Origin of the sequence: Devosia sp. MC1541 (assembly GCF_012847305.1) — a bacterium.
In the GTDB taxonomy this organism is placed as follows: domain Bacteria; phylum Pseudomonadota; class Alphaproteobacteria; order Rhizobiales; family Devosiaceae; genus Devosia.
Genome location: NZ_JABBDZ010000006.1, coordinates 22,510 through 49,454, shown reverse-complemented (window position 1 = coordinate 49,454; position 26,945 = coordinate 22,510). Strand labels below are relative to the sequence as shown.

General features: G+C 57.8%; 27 protein-coding genes. 12 read left to right on the top strand and 15 right to left on the bottom strand.

Annotated features, from left to right (window positions below; translation table 11 throughout):
• Positions 1-13 precede the first annotated feature (13 nt).
• Positions 14-706 carry an alpha/beta fold hydrolase gene (locus HKD40_RS08515; protein WP_169195318.1) on the top strand — a complete coding sequence of 231 codons (693 nt, stop codon included), beginning with the start codon at positions 14-16 and terminating at the stop codon, positions 704-706.
• On the opposite strand, the gene HKD40_RS08510 is transcribed toward HKD40_RS08515, so the two are convergent.
• The 3 genes from HKD40_RS08510 to HKD40_RS08500 form a co-directional block, all read right to left on the bottom strand.
• Positions 703-1,794 carry a 5-(carboxyamino)imidazole ribonucleotide synthase gene (locus HKD40_RS08510; protein WP_169195317.1) on the bottom strand — a complete coding sequence of 364 codons (1,092 nt, stop codon included), beginning with the start codon at positions 1,792-1,794 and terminating at the stop codon, positions 703-705. The genes HKD40_RS08515 and HKD40_RS08510 overlap by 4 nt on opposite strands.
• On the bottom strand, positions 1,791-2,291 hold the full coding sequence (purE, locus tag HKD40_RS08505) for a 5-(carboxyamino)imidazole ribonucleotide mutase (RefSeq protein WP_210257063.1): 501 nt from the start codon (positions 2,289-2,291) through the stop codon (positions 1,791-1,793). The genes HKD40_RS08510 and purE overlap by 4 nt, the downstream gene beginning before the upstream one ends.
• A 73-nt stretch (positions 2,292-2,364) precedes the next feature.
• On the bottom strand, positions 2,365-2,580 hold the full coding sequence (locus HKD40_RS08500; protein ID WP_182394365.1) for a DUF465 domain-containing protein: 216 nt from the start codon (positions 2,578-2,580) through the stop codon (positions 2,365-2,367).
• Between the two features lie 154 nt (positions 2,581-2,734).
• On the opposite strand from HKD40_RS08500, the gene HKD40_RS08495 reads away from it, so the two are divergent.
• The 6 genes from HKD40_RS08495 to dxs all read left to right on the top strand — a co-directional run bounded on the left by HKD40_RS08495 (position 2,735) and on the right by dxs (position 11,186).
• Positions 2,735-2,911 carry a YdcH family protein gene (locus tag HKD40_RS08495; RefSeq protein WP_169195315.1) on the top strand — a complete coding sequence of 59 codons (177 nt, stop codon included), beginning with the start codon at positions 2,735-2,737 and terminating at the stop codon, positions 2,909-2,911.
• A gap of 178 nt (positions 2,912-3,089) precedes the next feature.
• A complete protein-coding gene (locus HKD40_RS08490) occupies positions 3,090-4,574 on the top strand; it encodes a sigma-54 dependent transcriptional regulator (RefSeq protein WP_169195314.1) in 1,485 nt (494 codons plus the stop codon).
• A 109-nt stretch (positions 4,575-4,683) separates the two neighbouring features.
• On the top strand, positions 4,684-5,376 hold the full coding sequence (locus tag HKD40_RS08485; protein ID WP_169195313.1) for an outer membrane protein: 693 nt from the start codon (positions 4,684-4,686) through the stop codon (positions 5,374-5,376).
• 153 nt (positions 5,377-5,529) lie between these two features.
• Positions 5,530-7,227, top strand: coding sequence for a L,D-transpeptidase family protein (locus HKD40_RS08480; protein WP_169195312.1), 1,698 nt, complete (start codon positions 5,530-5,532; stop codon positions 7,225-7,227).
• A 182-nt stretch (positions 7,228-7,409) separates the two neighbouring features.
• The gene (locus HKD40_RS08475) at positions 7,410-9,095 is read left to right on the top strand and encodes a DUF882 domain-containing protein (RefSeq protein ID WP_248306527.1); all 1,686 of its coding nucleotides are present in this window, start codon (positions 7,410-7,412) and stop codon (positions 9,093-9,095) included.
• A 162-nt stretch (positions 9,096-9,257) separates the two neighbouring features.
• Entirely contained in the window at positions 9,258-11,186 is a 1,929-nt protein-coding gene (gene dxs / locus HKD40_RS08470) for a 1-deoxy-D-xylulose-5-phosphate synthase (protein WP_169195311.1), read from the top strand.
• Between the two features lie 2 nt (positions 11,187-11,188).
• Here dxs and HKD40_RS08465 read toward each other — a convergent pair whose 3' ends face one another.
• The gene (locus HKD40_RS08465; protein ID WP_169195310.1) at positions 11,189-11,653 is read right to left on the bottom strand and encodes an Lrp/AsnC family transcriptional regulator; all 465 of its coding nucleotides are present in this window, start codon (positions 11,651-11,653) and stop codon (positions 11,189-11,191) included.
• Positions 11,654-11,803: 150 nt separating this feature from the next.
• On the opposite strand from HKD40_RS08465, the gene HKD40_RS08460 reads away from it, so the two are divergent.
• From HKD40_RS08460 to HKD40_RS08450, 3 genes are all read left to right on the top strand, one after another.
• Positions 11,804-12,514: an aspartate/glutamate racemase family protein gene (locus HKD40_RS08460; protein WP_169195309.1), complete on the top strand. Its 711-nt coding sequence runs from the start codon at positions 11,804-11,806 to the stop codon at positions 12,512-12,514.
• 3 nt (positions 12,515-12,517) lie between these two features.
• Entirely contained in the window at positions 12,518-13,285 is a 768-nt protein-coding gene (locus HKD40_RS08455) for a class II glutamine amidotransferase (protein ID WP_169195308.1), read from the top strand.
• Between the two features lie 82 nt (positions 13,286-13,367).
• Entirely contained in the window at positions 13,368-13,595 is a 228-nt protein-coding gene (locus HKD40_RS08450) for a flagellar basal body rod C-terminal domain-containing protein (RefSeq protein ID WP_169195307.1), read from the top strand.
• A gap of 57 nt (positions 13,596-13,652) precedes the next feature.
• Here the strand turns inward: HKD40_RS08450 and HKD40_RS08445 are convergent, their stop codons facing one another.
• Positions 13,653-13,916, bottom strand: coding sequence for a DUF2312 domain-containing protein (locus HKD40_RS08445; protein ID WP_169195306.1), 264 nt, complete (start codon positions 13,914-13,916; stop codon positions 13,653-13,655).
• A 257-nt stretch (positions 13,917-14,173) separates the two neighbouring features.
• Between HKD40_RS08445 and HKD40_RS08440 the strand changes: the two genes are divergently transcribed.
• On the top strand, positions 14,174-14,701 hold the full coding sequence (locus HKD40_RS08440; RefSeq protein ID WP_349236796.1) for a DUF1036 domain-containing protein: 528 nt from the start codon (positions 14,174-14,176) through the stop codon (positions 14,699-14,701).
• Positions 14,698-16,137 (top strand): pyruvate kinase, encoded by a 1,440-nt coding sequence (gene pyk, locus HKD40_RS08435; protein ID WP_169195304.1) that lies wholly within the window; start codon positions 14,698-14,700, stop codon positions 16,135-16,137. The genes HKD40_RS08440 and pyk overlap by 4 nt, the downstream gene beginning before the upstream one ends.
• 77 nt (positions 16,138-16,214) lie before the next feature.
• Here pyk and HKD40_RS08430 read toward each other — a convergent pair whose 3' ends face one another.
• The 10 genes from HKD40_RS08430 to HKD40_RS08385 all read right to left on the bottom strand — a co-directional run bounded on the left by HKD40_RS08430 (position 16,215) and on the right by HKD40_RS08385 (position 26,939).
• On the bottom strand, positions 16,215-16,907 hold the full coding sequence (locus HKD40_RS08430) for an outer membrane beta-barrel protein (RefSeq protein WP_169195303.1): 693 nt from the start codon (positions 16,905-16,907) through the stop codon (positions 16,215-16,217).
• Between the two features lie 199 nt (positions 16,908-17,106).
• Positions 17,107-17,397, bottom strand: coding sequence for a hypothetical protein (locus tag HKD40_RS08425; RefSeq protein WP_169195302.1), 291 nt, complete (start codon positions 17,395-17,397; stop codon positions 17,107-17,109).
• A 151-nt stretch (positions 17,398-17,548) separates the two neighbouring features.
• On the bottom strand, positions 17,549-17,674 hold the full coding sequence (gene ykgO / locus HKD40_RS08420; RefSeq protein ID WP_046105532.1) for a type B 50S ribosomal protein L36: 126 nt from the start codon (positions 17,672-17,674) through the stop codon (positions 17,549-17,551).
• 296 nt (positions 17,675-17,970) lie between these two features.
• Complete coding sequence (locus tag HKD40_RS08415) at positions 17,971-18,837, bottom strand: ATP-binding cassette domain-containing protein (RefSeq protein WP_169195301.1); 867 nt, start codon at positions 18,835-18,837, stop codon at positions 17,971-17,973.
• Entirely contained in the window at positions 18,834-19,676 is an 843-nt protein-coding gene (locus HKD40_RS08410; protein WP_169195300.1) for an ATP-binding cassette domain-containing protein, read from the bottom strand. The genes HKD40_RS08415 and HKD40_RS08410 overlap by 4 nt, the downstream gene beginning before the upstream one ends.
• A gap of 10 nt (positions 19,677-19,686) precedes the next feature.
• Positions 19,687-20,604, bottom strand: coding sequence for an ABC transporter permease subunit (locus HKD40_RS08405; protein WP_169195299.1), 918 nt, complete (start codon positions 20,602-20,604; stop codon positions 19,687-19,689).
• Positions 20,604-21,527 carry an ABC transporter permease subunit gene (locus HKD40_RS08400; protein ID WP_169195298.1) on the bottom strand — a complete coding sequence of 308 codons (924 nt, stop codon included), beginning with the start codon at positions 21,525-21,527 and terminating at the stop codon, positions 20,604-20,606. Before HKD40_RS08400 ends, HKD40_RS08405 begins: the two co-directional genes overlap by 1 nt.
• 100 nt (positions 21,528-21,627) lie before the next feature.
• On the bottom strand, positions 21,628-23,244 hold the full coding sequence (locus tag HKD40_RS08395) for a peptide ABC transporter substrate-binding protein (protein WP_169195297.1): 1,617 nt from the start codon (positions 23,242-23,244) through the stop codon (positions 21,628-21,630).
• Between the two features lie 441 nt (positions 23,245-23,685).
• On the bottom strand, positions 23,686-24,969 hold the full coding sequence (locus HKD40_RS08390) for an acetyl-CoA C-acetyltransferase (protein WP_169195296.1): 1,284 nt from the start codon (positions 24,967-24,969) through the stop codon (positions 23,686-23,688).
• Positions 24,970-24,980: 11 nt separating this feature from the next.
• A complete protein-coding gene (locus HKD40_RS08385; RefSeq protein ID WP_169195295.1) occupies positions 24,981-26,939 on the bottom strand; it encodes a 3-hydroxyacyl-CoA dehydrogenase NAD-binding domain-containing protein in 1,959 nt (652 codons plus the stop codon).
• Between the last annotated feature and the right edge of the window lie 6 nt (positions 26,940-26,945).

The following is a 26,945-nucleotide window of genomic DNA, read 5'->3' as shown; positions in this document are numbered from 1 at the left end:
GAAAGTGCACCCCATGTATCGCCCACTCGTCTTCTTGCCTGGCCTTATCTGCGATCAGCGTTTGTGGCGGGACGTCATCGATGGGCTAAGCGACACGATTGCGCCAATGGTCGCCGACCTTCGTCTGGATGACACCATCAAGGCGATGGCCGCTCGCACACTCTCTGCGGCGCCAGATAAATTCGCCTTGGCGGGCCTCTCCATGGGCGGCTATGTGGCGCTTGAAATTATGCGTCAGGCCCCTGAACGCGTCACCCACCTCGCCCTACTGGACACCTCGGCGCGCGCCGATACGCCAGAGCGCCAAGACACGCGCCGCAAGGGCATAGCCATGGTTGGTCAGGGCAAATTCATCGGCGTGTCGCGTGGTCTCTTGGGCAATCTCATCGCGCCCCATCATTTGGGCACGCCCTTGGCAGGCGAGGTTCAAGCCATGTCCGAACGCGTCGGGCAAGATGTCTATATCCGTCAGCAGAACGCCATTCTGAGCCGGATCGACTCCCTGCCGTCCCTGCCCGCTATCGCCGTCCCGACCTTGGTGGGCGTTGGTGCGCTCGACAAAATGACGCCACTGGACTTGGCCGAGGAAATGGCTTCAGCCATTCCCCACGCCGAATTGTCGGTCTTCCCTGATGCAGCGCACCTGCCGCCTATGGAGAACCCCGCCCCAGTGATTGCGGCGTTTAAGACGCTTCTCGCCCGCTAAACTGAGCTGCGCACGATGCGGTTGATGTGGCCCATCTTGCGACCGGGCCGCGCTTCCGCCTTGCCATAGAGGTGGGGTTGCGTATCGCCATCAAGCCCATTGGGCACCATGTCGACTTCATCGCCGACAAGGTTCTGCATGACAACGTCTGCCATGCGTTGCGGATTGCCCAAAGGCCAGCCTGCAACGGCCCGCACATGCTGCTCAAACTGGTCGGTCAGGCACACAGCCTCGGTCCAATGGCCCGAATTATGCACCCGCGGCGCGATCTCATTGACGATCAGGCTGGTTTTGCCGTCCGTCTCGACCACGAAAAACTCGACCCCCAGCACGCCCACATATTCAAGCGCGATAACAATCGCCTTGGCGATCATGCCCGCCTGCCGCTCGACGATCATCGGCAACTCGGCCGGGACCGTGGACGTGTAGAGAATGTGGTCGCGATGGACGTTTTCCGCCGGGTCAAAACTTTTCACCGCCCCGTCCAGCCCACGAGCAACGACGACCGAGATTTCCTTGCTGAACGGCACAAAGCCTTCAAGCACCAGCGGGTGTGGCGAGAGCGCATTAAACGCCGCTTCAAGCTCCGAAGCGTCCCGCAACACACGCTGCCCTTTGCCGTCATAGCCCAGACGCGTGGTCTTAAGCACGGCCGGCAGTCCCACCTCAGCCACCGCCGCCTTCAAATCATCCAGCGAATGAATAGCGCGATAAGGCGCGACCGGAATATTCTTGGACGCCAAAAAGCCCTTTTCGGCCAGCCGATCCTGCGAGATCGCCAGCGCTTTAGCGCCGGGACGCAACGGCTTCAGCCCCGCAAGAATTTCCGCTGTTTGCGCGGGCACATTCTCAAACTCATAGGTGATGACATCGACTTGGCTGGCAAAAGCCTTGAGCGCAGCCACATCGTCATAAGCCGCCACCGTCTTAAACGGCGTCACATCAAATGCCGGGCTCTGTGGGTCCGGGCAATAAATATGGCTTTTCAAACCCAGCTTTGCAGCGGCCAAAGCCAACATGCGCCCAAGCTGCCCCCCGCCCAAAATACCAATAGTGGAGCCAGCGGGTAGCGCGGAATCTTGGGTCACGGACGACTACTCAGTATCAGAGGGAAATTGGGCACAGACGCCGTTTGGCGGGCGCGATGCGCCTCGAGGCGATCGGAAAGTTCATCATCGTTCAGCGCCAAGACAGCTGCCGCCAACAGCGCCGCATTGATAGCGCCCGGCTCGCCAATCGCGAGAGTTCCAACAGGAACTCCGCCCGGCATCTGCACGATGGAATAAAGGCTATCGACGCCCGAAAGCGCCTTGGAGCGCACGGGCACGCCGAACACCGGCAGTATCGTCATCGCGGCAATCATGCCCGGCAGATGCGCCGCGCCACCCGCACCGGCGATAATCACCTTAACGCCTTCAGCTTTGGCGTTGGTGGCAAAATCGACCATGCGCTCAGGCGTACGATGCGCCGAAACGATGCGCGCTTCATATTCGACTTCGAGACTTTCGAGGGTTTCTGCGGCCAGCCGCATAGTTGGCCAATCAGATTGGCTGCCCATAACAATGGCGACGGGTGGCTTGAGCATGGCGTGTCCCTCAGAGCGCTCCACAAAGCGCGGCATTAGCCCAGATTTGGCCATAACTCAAGCAGCCAAGGCCTCAAGCGATGATGTCAGGCAAGAGTATATTTTCCAGCTGAGCGATGCGGTCTTTGAGCGCCAGTTTGCGCTTTTTGAGCCGCTGGATCAGCATTTGATCGGCCATTTGAGACTGCGTTAAAGTCAGGATCGCAGCGTCCAAATCGGCATGTTCCTGGCGTTTCGTTGCCAGTTCAAGACCAAACTGGGCCTCAATTTCCTTAGTCAGGGGCAGCATTCACGCACCAACTTTGTGGGCATATCAGTTACCTCTGGTTAGCCCATGATCATGGAAAATGCATCACATTTTCGAGGACTGCCGCATGGGTGTCGACAAAGCATGAAAGATTTGTGACGATACCCAAGTCCAACACGCTGAAAGGAGTTCTTTAATGACGACTGAAGGCCACATCGCAGCGCTCGAGCGGCGCCATCAGGAACTGGATAAGCAGATCCATTCTGAAACGCAAAATCGCCTCAAAGACGATTTGATGGTTGCTTCGCTCAAACGCAAAAAACTCGAAGTGAAGGACGAACTTTACCGTCTCCAGGGCGCCACGCGGCAATAAATTCTACGAAAGGCAGAGTTTCTCTGGAGGGTCACGGCACAGCCGGGACCCTTTTTCATTTTAGTAAACAAAAGCAAAATCAATAGGATTAACGCCCTCTTAAGGGCAGACCTTCATCGTCTTCCCAAAGTGGCACACAGCGATTCGTGTGTCCTGCGACGGGAAGGCCAATAGGTTCATGACGCGTGTTCTGGTGGTTGATGACGATCCGGTCCAGTTGCGGCTCACCGCCGAGATTGCAAACCGTGCCGGGTTCAAACCGCTGACCGCCACTGGTGGCGAACAGGCGCTCTCCATCCTGCGCGAAGATCGCAAAATCGGCGCGATGATTCTCGATCTGGTCATGCCAGATCTCGATGGCATGGGCGTTATGGAAGTGATGCGCCGCGAGGGCATGACGACCCCCGTTATTGTCCAGACCGCAAGCGCCTCACTTGAAACCGTTATCTCGGCCATGCGTCAGGGTGCGGCGGATTATTTCGTCAAACCCGTAAGCCCCGAGCGTCTGGTCATCTCGCTGCGCAACGCCATGAAACTGGATGCGCTCGAATCGGCGATCCGCGCCGAGCACGCCCGCAAATCTGGCACCTTCAGCCACAAGGATATGATCGCAGCGGCCCCTGCTATGGCGCGCGTCATTACCCTCTGTGGCAAAGCCGCCAAGAGCGCGATCCCGGTCCTCATTGAAGGCGAAACTGGTACAGGCAAAGAACTTGTCGCCCGCATCATCCAAGGCACGTCCGAACGCGCCGGAAAACCTTTCGTCACCGTCAATTGCGGTGCCATTCCCCCGAACTTGGTCGAGTCGGTCCTGTTTGGTCACAAGAAGGGCGCGTTCACAGGCGCGCATGCTGACCAGAGCGGCAAGTTCGCTGAAGCCAATGGCGGCACGATCTTCCTTGATGAAGTGGGCGAGCTGCCACTCGAAACGCAGGTCAAGCTCTTGCGTGTCCTACAAGAAGGCGAAATAGAGCCTATCGGCGCAACGCGCCCTGAGCGCGTCAATGTTCGCTTCATATCGGCGACCAACCGGCGCCTGTTGAATCTCGCCAAATCGGGCGAATTCCGCGAAGATCTCTATTACCGTCTTAACGTCTTCCCCATTTATACCCCGCCGCTGCGCGAGCGAATGGAAGACCTCAACGCGCTGGTAAGCCACTTCATTGCCCGTTTCTCAGCTGAAGCTGGCAAGCGTATTTTGGGGCTCACCGCTGAAGCGCAAGCTCTTCTTATGGGCTATGATTGGCCGGGCAATGTCCGTCAGCTCGAAAACGCGGTTTATCGCGCCATTGTGCTCACCGACGGCGCCTTCCTCGAGCCTGCCGATTTCCCCCAGATCTTGGCCCAGTCTGCCGGGCGCGAAGAAGCATTCCGCAGCGTTGCGCTGGCCCCTGTTCCGCGCAATCCAACCCACATCGACGACGCCCCATCTCGCGTGCGCGTGGATATCCTGAGCACCCCCGCTCCCGACAGGTTCCTGAACGACAGCGGGGCCTTGCTGTCCCTGGCAGCCATCGAGCGTGACGCCATCCAGTTTGCCATCGAGCACCACGGCGGTCGCATGTCTCGTGTCGCCAGAGCCTTGGGCATTGGCCGCTCGACCCTTTATCGCAAGCTCCATGAATATGGCTTGGCCGAAGGTTTGGTTACCGACGCTGCTTAATAAAGCCAGCACGAACGTGATGAACAAACTTCGACGTTAACCACGTTGCTTACCGAGGCGTTAAGAGATTAGCGCGATTTTGCGGGAAGTTTTTAACGTCGAGGCCATCATGAGACTTTCGGGCATCGCTCTTCTCGCACTTCTGGCAGGCACAGCTGCCGCCAACGCTGCTGACCTCAATTGGAACAGCAACACCACTTCCCCAATGTTCGCTGCGACGTCCGTTGCCCAATGGACTGGCTTTTACGCAGGCGTGAACGGGGGCTATGCCTTCGGTCAGACCGAAATTGACGGAGCGGGCGGTGGTGCTGCTGTTACCGGTGGCAAGCACAACAGCGGCGGTTTCAATCTTGGCGCTCAGGCTGGCTACAACATGGACATGGGCGGCTTCGTCCTCGGCGGCGAAGCTGACATCCAGTTCGGTGGTCCGGTCCACAAGGAAACCCTGACGGGCGGTACCAAGTTCGAACAGCGCACAGAATTCTTCTCGACCGTTCGCGCGCGTGCCGGTATCCCGGTTGGTCAGGTTATGCCATTTGCAACCCTCGGCGTTGCCTTTGGCCGCGGCGCTGCTGAAACTAAGAGCGGTGCGTCAACCACAACGGTCAACGCAAACCACTTTGGTTGGACCGCAGGTGTTGGTCTGGAAGCTCAGGCAACCCAGAACCTCTCCTTCAAGGCTGAGTACCTCTATGTCGATCTGGGCACCCAGTCTTATGGCATCGATGCAGGTTTTGGCGGGGCCCGTGACGTCACCCAGCGTTTCTCGGTTGTCCGCGCTGGCGTAAACTACCGCTTCTAATACGATCAGAAGTCGGCCCGTTGCAGGATCGCAACAGGCCGACTTCACACGTTCGGGAGTGATTGCTCCCGTTAACCTTTACGGAGTATCGACAAGTTTGCGGCTAGGTTTTGGGGCAGAGTCGGCCGTGCCGCGTGCGTCTTGGAGCCAGGTATGAATAAGGTCGTCGTAAGTTTTGTCGCTCTGCTGGCAGCAGCAAGCATCGTCCAGCCTACACTGGCGCAACCCGCCGCTAATCTGACGACCTCCCGTATCGTCATTGCCCCCGCACAAAGTCCACTCGCCCGCACGATCAAGGAAGGTCTCTCGACCGCCTATGCAAGTGCCCGCGCAGGCACTCCAGCCTATGAAGAGGCCCAGCGCCTCTATTTCCTTTATGGCGAACGCAGCTTTGAGCCGATCTGGCTGAGCCAGGATACCTCGGGCCAGCTGACTTTCTCCCCGGCCGCTGAAAAAATCGTCGCCCTGTTTCGCAATGCTGAAGCCGAAGGTCTGCGCCCGCAGGACTACCTGACCGCCGAGATCGACCTCACCCGCGTTGGTGGCGATGCCGTCGCGATGGCAACGCTTGAAACAGCCTTCACCAGCGCCACCACGCGCTATGCCCACCACCTTCACAACGGCCGCATCAATCCGCAGTCGATCAGCACCAATCTCGACATCAAAACCAAGTCGATTGATGAAGCGGCGCTGCTCGAACGCTTGGCCCGCAGTGCCGACCCCGCTGCCGTTCTGAACGAGTTGAGCCCAACCCATCCCGAGTTTCTCTCGCTCAAGGCGGCGCTCGCGAGCTTTAATACAATTGCGACGGATCGCCCGACGCCAATCGCTGGCGGCCCGACCCTGCGCCCCGGCAATACAGACCCGCGCGTTCACGCCATTCGTGAGCGTTTGCAGGTGGCGAGCCTTGGCTCCGACATCTATGACGACATCACTTTCCAGGCGGTCAAATCCTTCCAGGCCTCGCAAGGCCTAGAGGTCGACGGGGTCATTGGACCTGCGACCATTTCCGCTCTCAACGGTGGCGCTGAAATCCGCCGTGAAGACATCATTGCCAATATGGAACGCTGGCGCTGGATGCCGTCCGACCTCGGCGACTTCAACGTCTTCGTCAACATCCCAGAGTTCCGCCTGTCTGTTCAGCGCAACTTCCAGGAAGAATACACCACACGCGTCGTCGTCGGCACATTCAAAAACCAAACGCCGGTTTTCTCCGACAGCATCCGCCATCTCGTGGTCAATCCATATTGGAATGTCCCGACTTCCATCATTAAGGGCGAGATCGCTCCGGCTGTTTTGAACAACCACGGCTACACCGACGCCAAGAACATGGACCTCATCTACAACGGCGATGTTGTGAGCCCGTGGCAGGTCAACTGGTCCGCCGTGTCCGCGAGTAATTTCCCCTTCCGCGTTCGTCAGCGTCCTGGCCCAGGCAATTCGCTCGGCCAGATCAAGTTCTTGTTCCCCAACAAGCACGACGTTTATCTCCACGATACGCCATCGAAGAACCTCTTCTCGCGCGCCTCGCGTGCGTTCAGCCATGGCTGCGTCCGCGTTGAAGATCCGTTTGCTTTCGCCGATGCGCTAATGGCGAACGAGCCCAACATTTCACGCACCTCGCTTGAGGCCATGTTTGGCCCCTCCGAACGCTGGGTTAATCCAACAAAGCAGATTCCAGTGCACTTGGCCTATTTCACCGTCCGCGTTGACGGCACTGGTGCCATGCAAAACTTTTCGGACGTTTATGGTCACCATGCAGCTTTGATTGCTGCCATGGGCTTAGGCGCCACTCCGGTCACACCAAATGTCGTGGCAGACACCAGTATTCCGGGCGAAGTGGCACCGTAAACGGAAAATAAACCCTAACAGCGCGTTCACACTTTTGCCTTGGTTGTGCCTGCTTTTGGGGTCTATAACACTCATGTGAACGGGCGATTTTCTCGTTCACATCTGGTTAGCGTTAAGACATTCGTTTGCTTTTTAACGTTAACCTTCCGTCCTGATCTGTAAAGAACCGGGCAGTGTTTCGCGTGACGGTACTGGGTTTGAAAAATTGGAAGCGCCTTGCGCGCCTTTCGTTGGTAGCTGTTCTCAGCCTGCCTGTCTTGCTGTCGGCATTGCCGGCGCAGGCGGCTAACGAGCGCGCCATTTATCTGCATTACACCCACACAAAAGAGACTCAGCGCATCGTCTTCAAGCGCAACGGTCGCTATGTGCAGGATGGTCTCAATCAGCTCAACGTTATGCTGCGCGATTGGCGCCGCAACGAGCCAGCGAAAATGGACCCGCGCCTGTTCGATTTGGTGTGGGAAGTCTATCAGGACGTCGGCGGCACCCAGCCGATCCACGTTGTCTCCGCTTATCGTTCTCCGCAAACCAACGCCATGCTGGCCAAGAATTCGTCTGGCGTTGCCGACAATTCCCAGCACATGCGCGGCACCGCTATGGATTTCTACATCCCCGGCGTACCCCTCGCGCGCCTTCGCGCCGCAGCGATGCGCAAGCAGGTGGGCGGCGTCGGTTATTACCCATCCTCGGGTAGCCCTTTCGTTCACCTTGATACCGGTTCGGTGCGCGCTTGGCCGCGCATGACCCGCGCGCAGCTGAATGAGCTCTTCCCCGACGGTCGCACCATGCACCTTCCAAACGATGGCAAACCGCTGTCGCAACAAGGCTATCAGGTCGCCTTGGCGGAATGGAAAAAGTGCCACGCTTATCCATGCAATGGCTCCTCCTCCAGCGGCACCCAATTTGCCGAAGCGCCAGCCGCCTCCGGTGGCGGTCGCAATCTCATGGACATGCTGTTCGGCGGCAATCAGCAGCAGGCAGCAGCGCCACAAGTGCAAGTCGCCTCCGCGCCTGCCCCTCGCGCAACACCACAGGCTCAGCCTGCAGCGCCTCTCGCCGTCGCATCCATTGCCCCGGTTATGCCGATGATGCGCCCTGCTGACCTCGGGGGCCCAACGGTCGCCGTGGCCGCAGCACAGCCAGAAGTGCAGCCAGCAGTGCAGGTCGCAGCCGCGACCCCAACATTGCCATTCTCGACCGTCGGCAGCGCACCGCTGACCGAAGACGAGCTGCGCGGCCCCATCACTGTGGCCGTTGCCTTGCCGACAGCGCTCCCGTCAGACCTTCGCGCGGGCAATGCTGAGAACGCGGTAATGGCACTGGCAGCTCTCGCGCCACCAGCAATGCCGACCCCACGTGTGCATATGAGCGAGGAAGCGCCAGCGCTGCTCTCGGCCTATGCTCCGGCTATGCCGCAAACCGAAGGCGCGTCCGCGGCTCAACCTCTGGTCGCCTCCGCGCCAGCGGCTCTGCCAACAGCGCTTCCCCCTCTGGGCCGCCCTGTTGTTGCCTCGACCGGCGCTGTGCAGACAGCAGCGCTCTCGCCAGAAGTCCCGGCTTACGGCGGTCTCTTTGACACCCCGTTCACGGCCTCCGCTGTGCCAGACACAGTTTTGGCAAAGGCGCTCGAAGCACATGTTGCAGGCTTGGTTCCGACCAATTCTCGTGATTTCGTCGCGCCCGATCTGGAGCACGCGGTCGACATTCTGACCGTTCCAAAAGCGCTCACCTCAGACCACTTTGCCGTGATCTATGATTACGATGAGGCTGGTCTCGACCCTGCTCCGCAGATGGGCAGCCGCAGCTTGGGCCTTCAGAAATCAGACGAAGGTCTGCCAAGCAACCGCTTCTCTTTGGCACGAAACTAATCTTGCCTCCCACCGTTCAACACGGTGGGAGTTGCTATCTGCGGTGCGTGCCGGCTGCGCTTATCCTGCGCTAAGCTTTCCAGACAAGTCATGCCGCATTGCCATTGCTTCTGACGCCGCCTAGAACAGGCGGCGATTTTCTTCCTTTCGACGGGGACCAGCTTGGCCGAAAAGCCCGATACACCGCTGCTCGACAAAGTGACGACACCAGCGGAACTGCGTGCGCTGCCGCGCGAGCAATTGCGCCAGCTGGCCGATGAGCTGCGTCTGGAAATGATCGACGCCGTTTCGGTGACCGGTGGGCACCTGGGCGCTGGCCTTGGCGTGGTCGAGCTGACCGTCGCCCTGCACGCCGTGTTCCAAACCCCGCATGATCGCATCATCTGGGACGTTGGGCACCAGGCTTACCCGCACAAAATCCTCACTGGCCGCCGCGACCGCATCCGCACGCTGCGCCAAAAGGATGGTCTGTCCGGCTTCACCCGCCGCGCCGAAAGCGAATACGACCCCTTTGGCGCGGGCCACTCCTCAACCTCCATTTCCGCCGGTCTCGGCATGGCGGTTGCCTCAGAGCTGCAGTCCACCCCGCGCAACGTCATCGCTGTCATTGGTGACGGCTCGATGTCCGCAGGCATGGCCTATGAAGCCATGAACAATGCAGGCGCCATGGATGCGCGCCTCATCGTCATTCTCAACGACAATGACATGTCGATCGCCCCGCCAACCGGGGCTTTGCGCAGCCACTTGGCGCGCCTCGTCTCTGGCCCCGCTTACCGTAACACGCGGGAAGCCGCCAAAGCTGTCGTCTCAAAACTCCCAGAGTTTTTCCACGAGCCCGTACGCAAGACTGAAGAGTTCGCTCGGTCTTTCTTCACCGGCGGCACGCTGTTTGAAGAGCTGGGCTTTTATTACATCGGCCCAATCGACGGCCATAACCTTGATGACCTCATTGTCATTCTGGAAAATGCCCGCGATTTCCCCAAGGGTCCAATTCTGATCCATGCGGTGACGAAAAAGGGCAAGGGCTACGCTCCGGCTGAGAACGCCGCCGACAAATATCACGGCGTCAATAAGTTCAACGTCGTCACGGGCGCTCAGGCCAAGGCCGCGTCCAACGCGCCGTCCTACACCTCTGTCTTTGCCTCCTCACTCATCCAGGAAGCGGAAGCCGATAGTCGCGTTGTCGCTGTCACCGCCGCTATGCCCTCGGGCACCGGGCTCGACAAATTCGCCGAGCTCTTCCCAAGCCGCATTTTTGACGTCGGCATTGCCGAGCAGCACGCCGTGACCTTTGCCGCGGGCATGGCAAGCGAAGGGCTAAAACCCTTCTGCGCCATCTATTCGACCTTCCTGCAACGCGCCTACGACCAGCTTGTGCACGACGTCGCCATTCAGCATCTGCCCGTTCGCTTCGCTATCGACCGCGCTGGCTATGTTGGCGCCGATGGTCCGACCCACGCGGGCAATTATGATAACGCCTATCTCGGCGCGATCCCCGGCATCGTCCAAATGGCTGCTGCCGACGAGGCTGAGCTCCGCCATATGGTCGCGACCGCCGCGGCCTATGACAATGGCCCGATCAGCTTCCGCTATCCACGTGGCGACGGCATGGGCGTCGACATGCCCGCGCGTGGCGAAATTCTGCAAATCGGCAAGGGCCGCATCGTGCGTCAGGGTGCAACGATTGCGCTGCTGTCCTACGGCACGCGTCTTGGTGAAGTGCTGGCAGCCGCAGATAAATTGGCGGCCCTCGGCCTCAACCCCACTGTCGCCGACGCGCGCTTCCTCAAGCCGCTCGATGAGGAACTCATCGCCAAGCTAGCGCAGACCCACGATGTCCTCATCACCACAGAAGAAGGCGGTCAGGGCGGCTTCGGCGCTCACGTGGCGACCTTCCTCGCCTCCAACGGCCTCTTGGACGGCAAGCTCCGCTTCCGCCCGCTGATGATCCCGGATGAATTCCTCGAGCACTCGACACAGGCTGACATGTATGCCCAGTCCGGTCTCGACCGTGCAGGCATCGTCAAAACCGCTCTGACCACGCTCGGTTACGACCAAGCGGCCATGACAGCAGCACTCGCTCAGGTCTAATCCTAGCGCGCATAATGGGTCGGCACGCCGCTGGCGTGCTTGACCGTCTCCATCGAGATGTAGGCAGACATGTCATACATCTCGATGCGCCCGACCAGCTGCTTATAGATCACGTCGTAATGCTCGACATTGGGCAGCACCAATTTCATGATGTAATCGAAATTCCCCGTCAGCCGGTGCACCTCGACGATCTCAGGGATCGTATCCACCGCCGCGTGAAATTTCTCGAGCCAGTCCGCAGCATGGCTCCCCGTACGCACAATCACAAAAATCGTCGACGGCAGCCCGATCTTGCCCCGATCGAGCTCCGCCCTGTTGTGCCGGATAATGCCGTCTTCTTTCAGCTTGGCGATACGGCGTGAACAGGCGCTGGGGGAGAGAGACACCGCCTCGGCGATCTCATTGAGCGGCGTATCCGCATTGGCTTGCAGCAGGCTTAGAATCTGCCGATCACGCTCATCGAGCATCGTAATACTCCATTAATTCGTCGCAAGTTTGCACAAAACGCCTAAATTGCGCAACTAACTTGCGTCATCACCACCAAAGCGGCCTAAAAACTCAATTTTGAGGCGACCACTTGCAGGCACACTAGTCTTTAAGAATTTCGGAGTTGTGTGATGAAAACCATTGGCTTGATCGGCGGTATGAGCTGGGAATCCACCGCTGTGTACTACCGCCGTATCAACGAGGAGATCCGCCGTATGCGTGGCGGGTTGGCCTCAGCAGAGATCGCGATGCGCTCGCTCGATTTCACCACAGTCGTTGCCCTCCAAAAGGCCGACCGTTGGGAAGATGCTGGCAATCTCTTGGGCCACGCCGCCGCAAGCCTCAACCGCGCTGGCGCGGCCTGTGTGCTCATCTGCACCAATACCATGCACCTGGTCTCCAAGCCCGTCGCTGACATGGCTGGCGTTCCGCTGATCTGCATCATCGAAGAAACCGCCAAGGCGCTGAAGGCAGACGGCCGCAAGCGCCCACTCCTCTTGGCAACGCGCTACACCATGGAACACGGCTTTTATGCCGAACGCATGGCCAAGCTCGGCATCGAGATTGTCACCCCGGACGCAGAAGACCGTCAGATCATCCACGACGTCATCTTCGACGAGCTGTGCCAGGGCAAAATCCTCGACACCAGCCGCGAGAAATACCTCGGCATTATTGAAAAGATGAAGTCCCGCGGCATCGACAGCGTCATTCTGGGCTGCACTGAAATCTCGATGCTGGTCGATCCAGACAAGCTCGGTATTGCCGGCTACGACTCCACCATCATTCACGCCGATGCGGCCGTCCGCTTCGCGCTCGCCAACGACCTCGAGATCGCGGCCTAAATTATGTGTCGGTTCCTCGCCTATACCGGAGAGCCGATTTATCTCGACACCCTGCTCATCGAGCCGGAAGCGTCACTCGTCAGTCAGTCGCTTTCGGCGCGTGAAGCCAAAACCGTCGTTAATGGGGACGGATGTGGCATTGGATGGTATGGCGCCCGGCCCGAGCCGGGTGTTTACCGCGGCACCCTCCCTGCTTGGTCCGATGCCAACCTAGCCTCGCTCTGCCGGTCGGTGGAGGCGAGGCTTTTTCTTGCCCATGTGCGTTCGGCCACATCGGGGGAAGTCTCCTTCTCCAATTGCCATCCCTTCTCGGCGGGCAAACATCTCTTCATGCACAATGGCCAGATCGGCGGCTATCCAGCCATTCGCCGCTCGGTCGAAGCCCTCATTCCCGATCCGATCTATGGTCGCCGTCGCGGCAATTCTGACAGCGAGGCGATTTTCCTCTCCGCGCTCGGACAAGGGCTGGATACAGACCCTGCCCGTGCCATCGCCAGAACGCTCGAAGCCTGTCACCGCCTTCAGATCAATGAGGGGATCACCGAAGCGCTGCGTTTCACCGCCATTTTGAGCGACGGCGAAAATCTCCATGCCTTCCGCTGCGCCAGTGACGATAGGCCCCCCAGCCTTTACTGGCGCCACATGTCCGGCGGCATAGCCGTGGCGTCCGAGCCTTTCGTCAGCAATGAGAATGAGTGGCACGCCGTCCCTGCCAATTGTCATATGACCATCGGCAAGGACATCGCTTTCGAAGACTTTATGATTGCCTAGTGATGATCAAAGCATTGCGATCAAATTAGGATGTTGTTCATCCGGCAGGCGCAGAATTCAGAGAGATCAGCTGAGATACGCCATGACAATTTCCGCCCTATCAACCGCCACCCACGGCATGGCGCGTGCGACCAGCCAACTTCAGCACAGTGCCAATCAGATTGCGCGCAGTGGCATTCCCGGCGCCGAGGTCGACATCGGCAATGAGCTCATTAGCGCCATGACCGCAGAAACCGACTTCAAGGCCAATGTTAAAGTCGCTAACGCCGCGCAAAACATGACAAAATCGCTGATCGACATCTTGGCCTAGGCACATAAAAAAACTCCCGCACCAGGGCGGGAGTTTTGTTTAACGGCAGGGCAATTCTTAATCGTCGGACGGAGCGTCCACCATGCCCAGCGCGCTCATGTAGAGCTCGAGAATCGCTTCCTGCTCCATGCGCTCGTTGTGATCCTGCTTACGGATCGTCACGATCTTGCGCAGGATCTTGGTGTCAAAGCCATTGCCCTTGGCTTCGGCATAAATTTCCTTGATATCAGCGGCAATTGCCGCCTTTTCTTCTTCCATACGCTCGATGCGTTCGATGAACGCACGCAGCTGGTCCTGTGCGACGCTGTCTTCGACGGCCATGATAACCTCTTGTAGATCGCTGCCGAAACTGGCGGCTTGGCGCCTGTTTTGACTCGGAGAAATGAATAAATAGTCTTGTTCCCCATCAACCCCAAGGGCGGTTTGGGTTCAACCCCTTTGTGCGCGGATTCACACAGCGCGCCACCGCTTGTGATAACAACTCCATGTTTCCGTCATATCCAAGCGTTACCAGTTGACCTCACCTTCCGCTTAGGGTCAAAACGGTAGTACATTTTTCAATGAATTCGGGATCGCACGTGCGCCGCATCCGCCTCGGATCTGCAATTTTGCTTGCGAGTTTTGGTGGCTTTTTTGCCCTGGCTGTGCCCGCCAAGGCAGACCTCCGCATTTGTAACGAAACTGGAAACCTCATATCAGTCTCGCTCGGCTATCGTGCAGAGCGTGGCTGGATGAGTGAAGGTTGGTGGCAGGCCCCTCCTGGCGACTGCCGCGTTCTCTACCAAGGCGACCTACAACAACGCTTTTTCTATCTCTACGCTGTTGATGATGTCGGCGGCGGATCTTGGGATGGCGAAGTCTTCATGTGTACCAGAGACGAGACCTTCACGATATTCGGGGTTGAGGATTGCCTCGCCCGCGGGTATGAGCGCACCGGGTTCTTTGAAATTGACACGCAGAACCGTACCGACTGGACGCTACAATTGACCGAAAGCGATGGTCTACCAAGCGTTGTCGGCCCGGACTTGGGCGAAGATCTTGAAGAGCCAGCTTTTCTGGTAGACCCCGACGCACCTCTAACTTCAGAAGACACGGACACGCAATGAGACGGATCAGACGCGCGAAGATCCTCGCAACCCTCGGGCCAGCAAGTCACGAGGAGACTATGATCGAGGAGCTGGCCAAGGCCGGTGCCGACGTCTTCCGGATCAATATGAGCCATGCGAGCCACGAGGTTCTGCATCAGACTGTCAAGCGGATCCGCAATGTCGAAGCGCGTCTCAAGCACCCCATCGGCATTCTCGCCGATTTGCAGGGCCCCAAGCTGCGCGTCTGGAAATTCGCACAGGGCTCTATCAATCTCGTCGCAGGCCAAAAGTTTACGCTCGATAGTCACAATGACGATCAGGGCAACGAACAGCGCGTTTACCTGCCGCATCCAGAAATCATCGAAAGCGTCTCGGTCGGCGACCGTCTCCTGCTAGACGATGGCAAGCTGCAGCTCAAGGCTACTAAAGTCGGAGGCGGCGCCATTGAGACCGAAGTCGTCTATGGCGGCAAGCTCTCGGACAAAAAGGGCGTATCCCTTCCGGACACCCTGCTCCCCACCGGCGCACTGACCGAAAAAGATCACGCTGACCTTCTCGAAGCCCTCAAGGCTGAAGTCGATTGGATCGCGCTCTCCTTCGTGCAGCGCCCAGAAGACATTATCGACGTCCGCAAGATCGTTCAGGGTCGTGCTGGCGTTATGGCCAAGATCGAAAAGCCACAGGCAATCGAGCGCCTTGAGGACATCGTCAAGCTGTCTGACGCCATCATGGTTGCCCGTGGCGATCTCGGCGTTGAATTGCCGCTGGAAACGGTCCCTGGCCTTCAGAAGCGCATGATCCGCATGTGCCGTCGCTACGGCAAGCCAGTGGTCGTCGCCACCCAGATGCTGGAATCGATGATCACTGCACCGGTCCCGACCCGTGCAGAAGTTTCGGACGTCTCCATCGCAGTGTTCGAAGGCGCTGACGCTGTCATGCTCTCGGCAGAATCCGCATCGGGCCAGTACCCGATCGAAGCTGTCGCGACCATGAACAAGGTGGCCATCGCCGTTGAAAGCGATGCAAACTACCGTGGCATTATCCGCGCCGCTCAGACCGAGCCAGAAGCAACTGCCGCGGATGCGATTTCCGCGGCAACCCGTCAGGTCGCTGAAACGCTCGATCTGGCCGCAATTCTCACCTACACCGCATCCGGCTCGACCGCGATCCGTGCAGCCCGTGAGCGCCCCTCCAAGCCAATCATCGCACTGTCGCCGAACCTTCGTACCATTCGCCGCCTGTCGGTGGTCTGGGGCATCCATTGCGTTCAAACTGAAGACGCAGTGAACCTTGAAGACATGGTCGATCGCGCTTGCGTCATCGCTTACCAGGAAGGCTTTGCCCGCCCAGGCGACCGCATTGCCATCACCGCTGGTGTGCCACTGGGCACTCCTGGGGCCACCAATATGCTGCGCATCGCCTTCGTCCGTCAGGATGGCGCTGGCTCCAGCTAAACGCTGCAAGCCTAGTATGAATATGAAAAGCCCGCCTTTCGGCGGGCTTTTCTTTGGGCCTCAGGAAGGAGCCCGTATTAAAAGTGGTAGTTGATCCCAAGCTTACCGACATGCGCCTTGGCGTGAATATCATAGGGGTCGTTACCCAGCGCGCCGACCGGCGCGGTCTTTTTGCCGTAATCGACATAATTGTATTCGGCCTTGAGCGAAATCGCCTCGGTCACCTTGACCTCGGCGCCAACGCCTGCCGTCCAGCCGACAAATCCGGCAGAATATATACCATCGGTACCGGTGAGTGCTGGCGTTGTCTTACCCACGCCCTCAGCGACAGCAAGACCAGCTGTACCAAACAGCAACACCGAGTCTAAGGCGATGCCGGCGCGAGCCCGCAGCGTCGCGGACCAGCGAATATCTGCCGAGCAATCGGAAGTCGTCAGGATTACGCATGCGGTTGTGCCGGTAGCACCGGACCAGCCCAGATCGGCTTCAGCACCAAAAACCAGCTGCTCATATTGATAGTTAGCACCAACAGTGATGCCGAGCCCTGCGCCGCGCATTGTAACGTCTGTCACAACACCGCTACTCGTATTTGTCGTACTGGTTATGCCGCCCGTGTAGGCGCCGTACACACCAGCATAAAACCCTGTCCAGTCATGTGCCGGACCTGCATAGGCAATCGCAGAATTGCCAAAACCTGGCAGATACAAGTCGGCAGCAACAACCGGTGTTACTGAAAAAACTAAAACAATTGACCCTAAAAGCTTACGCATAACCCCTCCGAAATTACGGAGGAGCATGAACATTTATAGTTAAGATGCAGTTACGCGCAAATATTCATCCCAAACCCATGCGAGCGCAGTTTGAGAACGCTAAAACTCACGCTCTGAAAGCGAAAACATTGCTCACTTGATCGGTGGAATAATAGTCCGCTTCAATCGCCTCCTTAAGGCGCATCAGATCGCGGGTAATTCAGGCGATGGTGTCGTGAAAAGAATCAACCGACATATCGGATCGCTGAACGAAGGTGAACCGCACCTCCGTCTTTTCGCCATAGCGCATAGCGCGCATCGGCATAAACAACGGTATCTCTCCGGGCCGGAACACCGCATGGTCATAAATGCCGTTTCCAAGGCCGGGCACGAAGCGGACATGCCTGATCCTTCCGAAGGTCACTTCGGCCACCCAGTCCCCACCCTCTTGCTTTCTATACGTCCCGGGAACCACGGCGGCCCATTTGCCGAAGTTCTTTGGGTCAGACATGAACGTATCAACTTGGCGATACGGCCTGTCCACAGTCACCGTAAGCGTGTGCGATAGCGGCATCAGGTCCCCCAACCTTCACCAGCCCAATAAAAAACAAGGCCCGCATGTTTATGCGGGCCTTGTCAAGCAATTCTTGCTGGAAAGCGTATTAGCCCTGACGGGCCTTGAAGCGCTTGTCCACCTTGTTAATGATGTAAACCCGGCCGCGACGGCGGACGAGTTTATTCGCGCGATGGCGCGTCATCAACGCCTTGAGCGAGTTGCGGATCTTCATCTTGGTATCCTCGGTCAAACAAAAGAGGCGCCTAGGCGCCCGGAAACTTGCCCCTTCATAGGGAATACGTCGGAGCCTGTCAACGCGGCAGACGCGCAGAAATCCTAAACTCTAGACTCTTGCCTATTCTGGCCCTGTCCTGTGGAAATCCCGAGCAATTACAGGCCATCAGGCGTGGATTTCGCGCCATTTTGCGCAATCGGCACCCTGTGCGCGGCGTCAACAAGACATCAATTACAAAGGAGCGGGGGCGAGTCTGAGACTCACCCCCGCTCCATTTAAGCCTTCCGGACGCTTTACGCGGCCGACTGCGCAGCCTTGCGGAGACGACGCCGCTCTTCACGCCGCTCCATCTCAACGACCGGATCAGGAACCGGAACGGCCGTGATCAACTTCTTGGTATAGGCGTGCTTCGGATCTTCCACCACCTGCGCCACGTCGCCAATTTCCACCACTTCCCCGAGATAGAGCACCATCACGCGCTGCGCGATGTGCCGGACCACGGCGATGTCGTGCGAGATGAAGAGCATGGAGATGCCCAACTCTTTCTGGAGGTCCATGAGAAGGTTGATCACCTGCGCCCGGATCGAGACGTCGAGCGCTGATACCGCCTCGTCACACACCACCAGCTTGGGGTTGGTGATCAAGGCGCGCGCAATACCGATACGCTGACATTGCCCGCCCGAGAATTCGTGCGGGTATTTGTTGATCATCGAGCCCTGCAGCCCAACCTTCTCCATCATATGGATCACGCGCGCTGTGCGCTCGGCCTTGGTCACACGCGGCTCATGGGTCTGCAACGGCTCGGCGATGATCGCCCCTGCCGTCATGCGCGGATTCAGCGACGCCAGTGGGTCCTGAAACACCATCTGAATGTCCTTGCGCAGAGCCAGAAGCTCGTTGCTGGACATGGTCTGGATGTCTTTACCCAAATAGTGCGATGTGCCCCCGGTTGCCTGCACCAGCCGCGACACGGCTCGCGCGAGCGTCGACTTTCCAGAACCCGACTCGCCGACAATGCCCAGTGTCTCGCCCGCATAGAGGTCGAACGAGACATTCTTGACCGCATGCAGGACGCGTTTCTTGCCGAAGAGCGTGCTTGGCGGAAGACTAAAGTCCACGCTGATATCGCGGACTTTCAGAATTGGTTCGCGGTCACTCATGCTTGGCGCGCCCCTGTCATGAAGTCATAGGAGACGGTGGAAAGACGCTCGACTCGCTTGTCCAAGCGCGGCAATGCCGCCAACAGGCCCTTGGTATAGGGATGCTCGGGACTGGCGAAAATATCGGCGGTCTTGCGATATTCCATCACCTTACCCCCAAACATCACCAGCGTGTCCTCGCACGTGCCTGCGACAATCCCAAGATCGTGGGTAATCAGGATGATCGACGTCCCGAAATCCTCTTGCAGATCCACGAGAAGATCGATGATTTCGGCTTGAACTGTCACGTCGAGCGCGGTCGTTGGTTCGTCTGCGATGAGCAATTCCGGGCTACACAGCAGCGACATTGCGATCATCACACGCTGACGCATGCCGCCCGAAAACTCATGCGGATAAAGGTGGATGCGATTCTTCGCATCGGTAATCCGCACTGCCTCAAGCAGGCGCACGCTTTCCGCGAGCGCCGCATTATAGCTCATGCCCTTGTGGAGCTGGAGAACCTCAGTCATCTGCCGCGAGATGCGCAGATAAGGGTTCAGCGACGTCATCGGGTCTTGGAAGATGATACCAATACGCTTGGCGCGATATTCGTTGAGCTGCTTGCGGGGGAGATTGAGAATCTCCTTGCCGTCAAACTTCACCGAACCAGAGGCATGACCATTTTTGGGCAAAAGGCCCATAATGGCGAAAGCGCCCTGCGTTTTACCAGATCCCGACTCGCCAACGATGGCCAGTGTTTTGCCCTTCTCGAGCGTATAGGATAGGTCCCGCACGCCCTCGATGATGCCATCGGGGGTTTCGAACTCGACCTTGAGGTTTTTGACTTCTAGTAGTGCCATGGTCAGCCTCCTATCGGTCCTTGGGGTCGAGCGCGTCACGCAGACCGTCACCGATATAGGTGAGACAGAACAGCAACGTGATCAGCACAGCGGCTGGCGCAAGCATCAACCACGGCATCACTTCGGCAACTGGCGCACCAGCCGAGATCAGCGTACCGAGCGAGGTTTGCGGTTCCTGCACACCCAGACCGAGATAGGAGAGGAAGCTCTCCGCGATAATGATTTCTGGAATGGTCAGCGTCGCATAGATCACCACCGGACCGGTCAGGTTCGGTACGATGTGACGCATGATGATGGTGAAAGGCTTGACCCCACCAGCGCGCGCGGCCTCGACAAACTCTTTCTCCTTAATGGAGAGCGTTTGCCCACGCACAATACGCGCCATGGTGAGCCATTCGATCGCACCAATGCCAATAAACAGCAGCACCGGGTTACGACCAAACATCACCACCAAAATGATGACGAAGAGGATGTACGGCAGCGCATACATAATATCGACAAAGCGCATCATGATGGCATCAACGCGGCCACCATAATAGCCTGCGACGGCTCCGTAGACGACACCGATGGTTACCGAAACCAGCGTCGCCACAAAGGCCACGACCAAGCTCATCTGCGTGCCTTGCAGCACACGAGCGAGCATGTCGCGCCCGTTCTGGTCTGTGCCGAGATAGTGGCCAGCGTCAAAATCAGGCGGCTTGCGAATATTGCTCCAGTCGACCTGAGAATAGCCCCATGGCACGAGATACGGCCCGATGAAGGCGACGAGGATAATTGTTACGAGAATGAAGATGGAGATCACCGCCATCTTATTCTTTTTCAAGCGATTGAACGCGTCCTGCCCCAGCGAGCGACCCTTTGGCGCTTCGGTGGCCAGCTTTTCAGCATAGGCGGTGAGAACGTGGTCTTTACCGGTAAAACCAGCCATCAGCGGTACCTCACCCTTGGGTCAAGCCAAGCGTAGACGAGGTCCACGAGCAGATTGAGCGCGAGAATAATGAACATGTAGAGGATGGTGGTCCCCAGAACGACGCCATAGTCGCGGTTAAGCGCGGCTGTGACGAAATATTTGCCGATACCCGGCAGGCCGAACACCTGCTCAACGGCGAGAGAGCCGGTGAGGAGATAGGAAAGGCCAGGTCCAAGATAGGACACGACGGGCAGCAGTGCCGGCTTGATCGCATGGCGCATCAGCACCAGACGCTCGCCAAGCCCTTTCGCACGTGCCGTGCGGACATAATTTGTACCGAGTGTTTCGATCATCGAGCCGCGCATCAGGCGCGAGATACGCCCAGCGTGCGGCCAAGCCAAAACGGTGACAGGCAGAACCAAGTGGATCCAGGAGCCGCTGACCCAACCGCCCGCAGGCACCCATTTCAGATAAACGCCGAACCAGAGCTGGAGCAGTGCCGCCATCAGGAAGTTCGGGATCAGCACGCCGATCATCACGCCCAGCACCAACACATAGTCGGGCCACTTATTCTGATAAGCGGCAGCAACCATGCCCGCGATCATGCCGACAATCGTCGCGATCACAAATGCCGACAAAGCCATGGTGAGGGTGAAGGGAAAGCCGATCGAGATGAGTTCGCTAACGTTGAACCCGTCGATCACCATCGATGGGCCAAGGTCGCCCTGCAGCAAACGCCACACGTAGAGGAAATACTGAACGATCAACGGCTGATCGAGATTGTAGTGCGCTCTGAGATTGGCGAGCACTGTTGGCGGGAGCGCCCGCTCACCGTCGAACGGACCACCGGGAGCTAGGCGGAGAATGAAGAAGCAGGCGGTCACAGCGATCAAAGCGATAGGGATCGCCGACAAGACACGCCGAAAGGCATATGCCAGCATTTATAGCGAACTCCTTGGCCGAAGAGGCGAAGCACCTCTCCCGGACAAAAGCGCCGTGGGGGCCTTTTGGCCCCCACGGTCTCAAAAAACTTAACTTCGGTTACTCGGACTTAGACAGCCAGCGGGTACGGAAGATGTTCTTCGGATTGGCTTCAAAGCCCGAAATCTTTGGCGAGACGACGTCCTTAGACACGTACCAGTAGATCGGGATTGCAGCGAACTCATCCATGGCGATCTTTTCAGCTGCAGCGAGCAGTTCGCCACGCTTTACCAGATCAAGTTCGGTCGAAGCCTGGACCATCAGCGCATTGAACTCGTCGTTCGAATAGCGACCGTAGTTATTGCCCCAGTTGATCGTACCGGCCTGATCAACGCCGTCCTTGAGAAGGTCGAGCGTGTTGGATGGATCGTTGTAGTCGAGCAGCCAGCCAGCGCGGCCAACCTGGAAATCGCCTGCGCGCAGAGCGTCGTAGTGCACTGCGGTTTCAGCGTTGAACAGCTCGATCTTAACACCCAGCGGTTCCCACATGGCAGCAAGTGCCACAGCGATACGCTGGTGGTTGTCGTTGGTGTTGTAACGCAGCTGCAGGGTCAGAGGCTTGTCTGGGCCGTAACCGGCTTCAGTCATCAGTGCCTTGGCCTTTTCGACGCGCTCTTCATATGGCGTGTCAGCCCAAGCTGGATGGTAAGCATTTTCAACATAGTTGGAAGTGCCCGGTGGGACCCAACCATAAGCTGGCAGCTCGCCCGTACCCAGAATATCTGGCCCGATCACGTCGCGAACGACGGTGGTCGAGAGCGCTTCACGGATACGAACGTCGGAAAGAACTTCGCCTTCTTCCTGGTTCAGCACGTAGTAATAGATGCCCAGGAATGGCGTGACGTGTGCCTGGCCAGGCATGTTGTCCTGCAGCCACTGATACTGGTCAGATGGGAAGTCGGTCAGAATGTCGAATTCGCCAGCGCGGTAGCGGTTAAGCGCTGCAGCCTGATCTTCCAGAACGTGGTAGAAGACTTCGTCGATCTTCACGTTCGAAGCGTCGTAATAGTCAGCGTTCTTTTCAGAGCGAACATACGAACCTGGCAGCCATTCCTTGATCAGGTATGGGCCGTTGCCGATGATGTTTTCGACCTTGGTCCAATCGTCGCCAACCTTCTCAACCAAGTGCTTTGGCACTGGGTAAGCGGTGTAGTGCGTCAGCGCTTCAAGGAAGAATGGGGTCGAAGCTTCCAGCGTGATTTCGAGCGTCTTGTCGTCGATTGCCTTGACGCCAAGTTCGTTCAAATCAGCGATTGTGCCCGAGTTGATCTTTTCAGCGTTCTTGATCGGGAACTGCAGATAGGCGTAGTCGGCAGCAGTCTTTGGATCAAACAAGCGCTGGAATGCGAACACGAAGTCGCCAGCGGTCACTGGGGTGCCGTCCGACCAAGCAATACCGTCACGCAGGTGGAAGGTATAGACTGTGCCGTCTTCCGAAATATCCCAGGACTCGGCCTGGCCCGGAATAGCTTCAGCGCTTGGGCTTTCGGTGAGCAGACCTTCGATGTAGTCGCCGATAACGCGGTTTTCCCAGTCGCCCGACGCCTTATGCGGGTCCAGAGTTCCCGGATCACCACCGTTGTGCAACTGCAGTGTCACAGCAGAAGCTGCCGTGCTCATCAACAACGCCATAACGCCGGCGGTCGCGACTGCCTTAAAAGCTGTCGTGAACTTCATATGGTCCCATCTCCTATAATTATCCCTTGGGGGAAGTTGTTCATTGCCCAACTTCAACTCAGCTTGGCAGTTCCTTTGCCAAGATCATTGGACGGTATCGTGCAAATCCGTCTACTGACAAGTGAAACTTGCCAGAACTCAAAACAACTATGAAATATCTGTTCATACGAACAGTTAGGCTTGAACTATGTGGTGCCACAACAGCCTGATTTCGCGCGGCAAACAGGTTTGTGAATACAAAGCGGGCGCACCCTCGAAAATCAAGGCGCGCCCGCTATTGTTCAGCATGTCTAAGCGGACATCACATTTGAAAAAGATAGATCACTACAGCCACAGCAAGGAGCACAGCGAAAGGTAACCAACTCGGCCAAGTCTGTTTAGGCTTGGGCGCTTTTGGTTCTGGCTTCTTCTCAGGGCGACGGAATTTTACGACGTTATCACTCATGCCGCTCCCTCTACCAGAGCAGTCACGCCCATGCCACCGGCAGTGCACACCGAGATCAAGGCTTTCTTACCAGCCTGCCCCGAAACCAGCTTTGCCGTCAGTCCCAAAATACGCGCCCCCGTCGCTGCAAATGGGTGCCCATAGGCAAGGCTCGAGCCCTTCACATTGATCTTTGCGCGATCAATCGGGCCAAGAACGTCGTTACGCCCAAGAACGGTGCGGCAATATTCGGGATCATTCCAAGCCTTAAGCGTACACAAGACCTGCGCTGCGAACGCCTCATGAAGCTCGAAGTAATCGATATCGGCAAAGCTCAGCCCCGCCCGATCGAGCATGTCGCTTGCCGCAATCGTCGGTGCCATCAACAGCCCTTCGCCATGTGCGAAGTCATTGCCCGCCACCCGCCCTGTGGTGAGATAAGCAAGAATCGGCAGACCCCGCGCTTTAGCCCAGTCTTCACTCGCCAAAAGCACGCTGGCCGCGCCATCGGTGAGCGGGGTCGAATTGCCCGCGGTCAACGTGCCGTAGCCAGAGGTTTTGTCAAAGGCCGGTTTGAGCGTCGCCATTTTTTCAAGATTGGCGTCGGCCCGCACGTTATTGTCCCGCACAAGGCCCGCATGCTGCACCACGAGATCGTCGTGGAAGCCCTCTTCATAGGCAGCGCTGGCGTTGCGATGGCTGGCAACAGCCAGCGCATCTTGATCGGCCCGCGCAATGTTCCATTCGCGCGCCATGAGCTCGCAATGTTGACCCATCGATAGGCCCGTGCGCGGTTCGTTGACCGAGGGCGCAACCGGCGTCAGCTCGCCAAACGAAAACCCTTTGAAAGCCTTGAACTTGTCGCCCGGAGTTTTCTCAGCATTCACATTGAGAAGGCGATGCTGAAACTTCGGCCCGAAAACAATTGGACTGTCTGACACGCAGTCTGAGCCCGCCGCAATACCGCTATCGATTTGGCCAGAAGCAATCTTACCGGCCAAAACCAAGGCCGCCTGCAAACTGGTACCGCAGGCAATCTGCATGGTCGTTCCCGGCGTGCGCGGCGACAGCCCGGCGTCGAGCAAGGCTTCTCGCGCGATATTGAAATCGCGCGAATGATTGATCACTGCCCCGGCGATAACCTCATCAATCTTTTCGCCCTTAAGCCCGTATTTGTCGGAAAGCCCGCGCAGCGTCCCCGCCAACATCGAGAGGTTGCTTTCCTCGACATATGCCGTACCGCCGCGCGCGAACGGAATGCGGGCAGAACCGACAATGGCAACGCGTTTCACTTCAGTCATTGTCTTTCCCCTCACGCCCGGCCGTCTGCACGGGCCTTCATCGGCCCACCCATAAATGGCGCAAAACCCGTGCCGAAAATCACACCGATATCGGCCAGCTCAGGCGAGGCCACCACGCCTTCACGGACCACAACTTCGGTCATATCAACCAGTGGCTTGACCAGCTCGCGGCCCAGCCCGACGAGATCAGGATGCTCTGGCGCTGCATCTTTGACCGCTTTGCCGTCCTTCCACGAATAGAAGCCCTCGCCGGACTTCCGCCCGAGCTTGCCTTGCGCAATCAGCTTGGCAAAAATGCTGTTTTCCGGCACCGCATGCCCGAGCTCAATCGCAACCGACTTGCCCACATCCAGCCCAACCGTATCCATCAACTCGATCGGCCCCATCGGCATGCCAAAGGCAACTGCTGCCGCGTCGAGCAATTCCTTGCTTTCGCCCGCTTCAACGCGCTCCACCGCGCCCAGCATGTAAGGCATGAGCACACGGTTCACGAGAAAGCCCGGTGCAGACTTCACCACCACTGGCGATTTGCCGATAGCGAGCGCAAAAGCTGCGCCCTTACCAATGGCTTCATCGTCGTTAAAGGTCGAGCGGATCACCTCAACCAATGGCAGTTGCGCCACTGGATTAAAGAAGTGCAAGCCGATCAAGCGGCTGGGGTCCTTGAGCGCTTCCGCGATGCGTTCAAGCTCAATCGACGAGGTGTTCGTCGCGAGGATCGCACCCGGTTTCAACTTGCCTTCGACGCCAGAGAAAATGCTCTGCTTGACCTCAAGCTTTTCCACCACCGCCTCGATGATCACATCGGCGCGCGGCACGCCTGTGCCATGCGGATCAGGCGTGAGGCGCAGCATCGCCGCATCGACCTCGTGTTTTTTCTTATAGCGTTTTTTGAAGAGCTTCTTGGCTCGATCCAGCGCCGGCTGAATGCGCTCTAAATCGAGATCCTGAAGCGTCACACTCATCCCGCGATAAGCGCACCACGCGGCAATATCGCCGCCCATGACGCCTGCCCCGATGACGTGAACACGCGCAAATTTCGCGCCCTTCAATCCCTGCTTTTTGAGCTTTTCAGAGAGAAAGAACACACGACGCAAATTGCTCGCGGTCGGGCCACCCATCAGTGGGGTGATAGCTTCGATTTCGCCGCGTGCCATCGCGCGCCAATCATTGCCATGCTCCTCGAACAAATCGATGAGCGCATAGGGAGCCGGATAATTCGCCTTTGGCGCCTTTTTGGCCGCCTGCTCGCGCATCTTATTGGCGATAAATCCACGAACACCGGGCAGAGCCATGGCCTTCTTATACGGCGCGGCTTGCTCGGATTTGCGCTTTTGCAGCACAGCCTTGCGGCCTTCCCAGGCCAGCATATCGCGATGCCGCACCAGCTTATCGACAAGGTTGAGCCCACGCGCTGCCCCGGCGCGCAGCATTTTTCCCGTGAGCATGATCTGCATGGCATCAACCGGCCCGGCCTGCCGAATAAAGCGTCCAGTCCCGCCAAACCCGGGGAAAATCCCAAGGTTGACCTCAGGGAAGCCAATACGAGTTTTCTCGTCATTGACGGCAATACGGTAGTGACAGGCCAGTGCTAGCTCTAGCCCTCCGCCCAAGCAGAACCCATGAATACCGGCCACAACCGGAATCTTGAGGCTCTCCAAGCGCTGGAAGATCGTGTGGGTGCGACGCAGCGCGTCGGGCAGAACAGAGAAGTCACTCAGACTATCAAACTCGGCGACATCAGCGCCCGCGATAAAACCGCTGTCTTTGCCGGAGAGCAGAACAACGCCGATCAACTCGCCGGTCGTCTGCATCTCCTCAAAATGGGCAACCAGTGTTTCCAATTCCATCAGCGCCGCACGGCTCAGCGTGTTGACCGGCGCGTCTGGAGTATTGATCGTCAGCCAACCAATCTTTTCGAGATCGATAGTGAAATTCCAGAACTTGGTCTCTGCGATTGCAGTTGCCATTCTTTC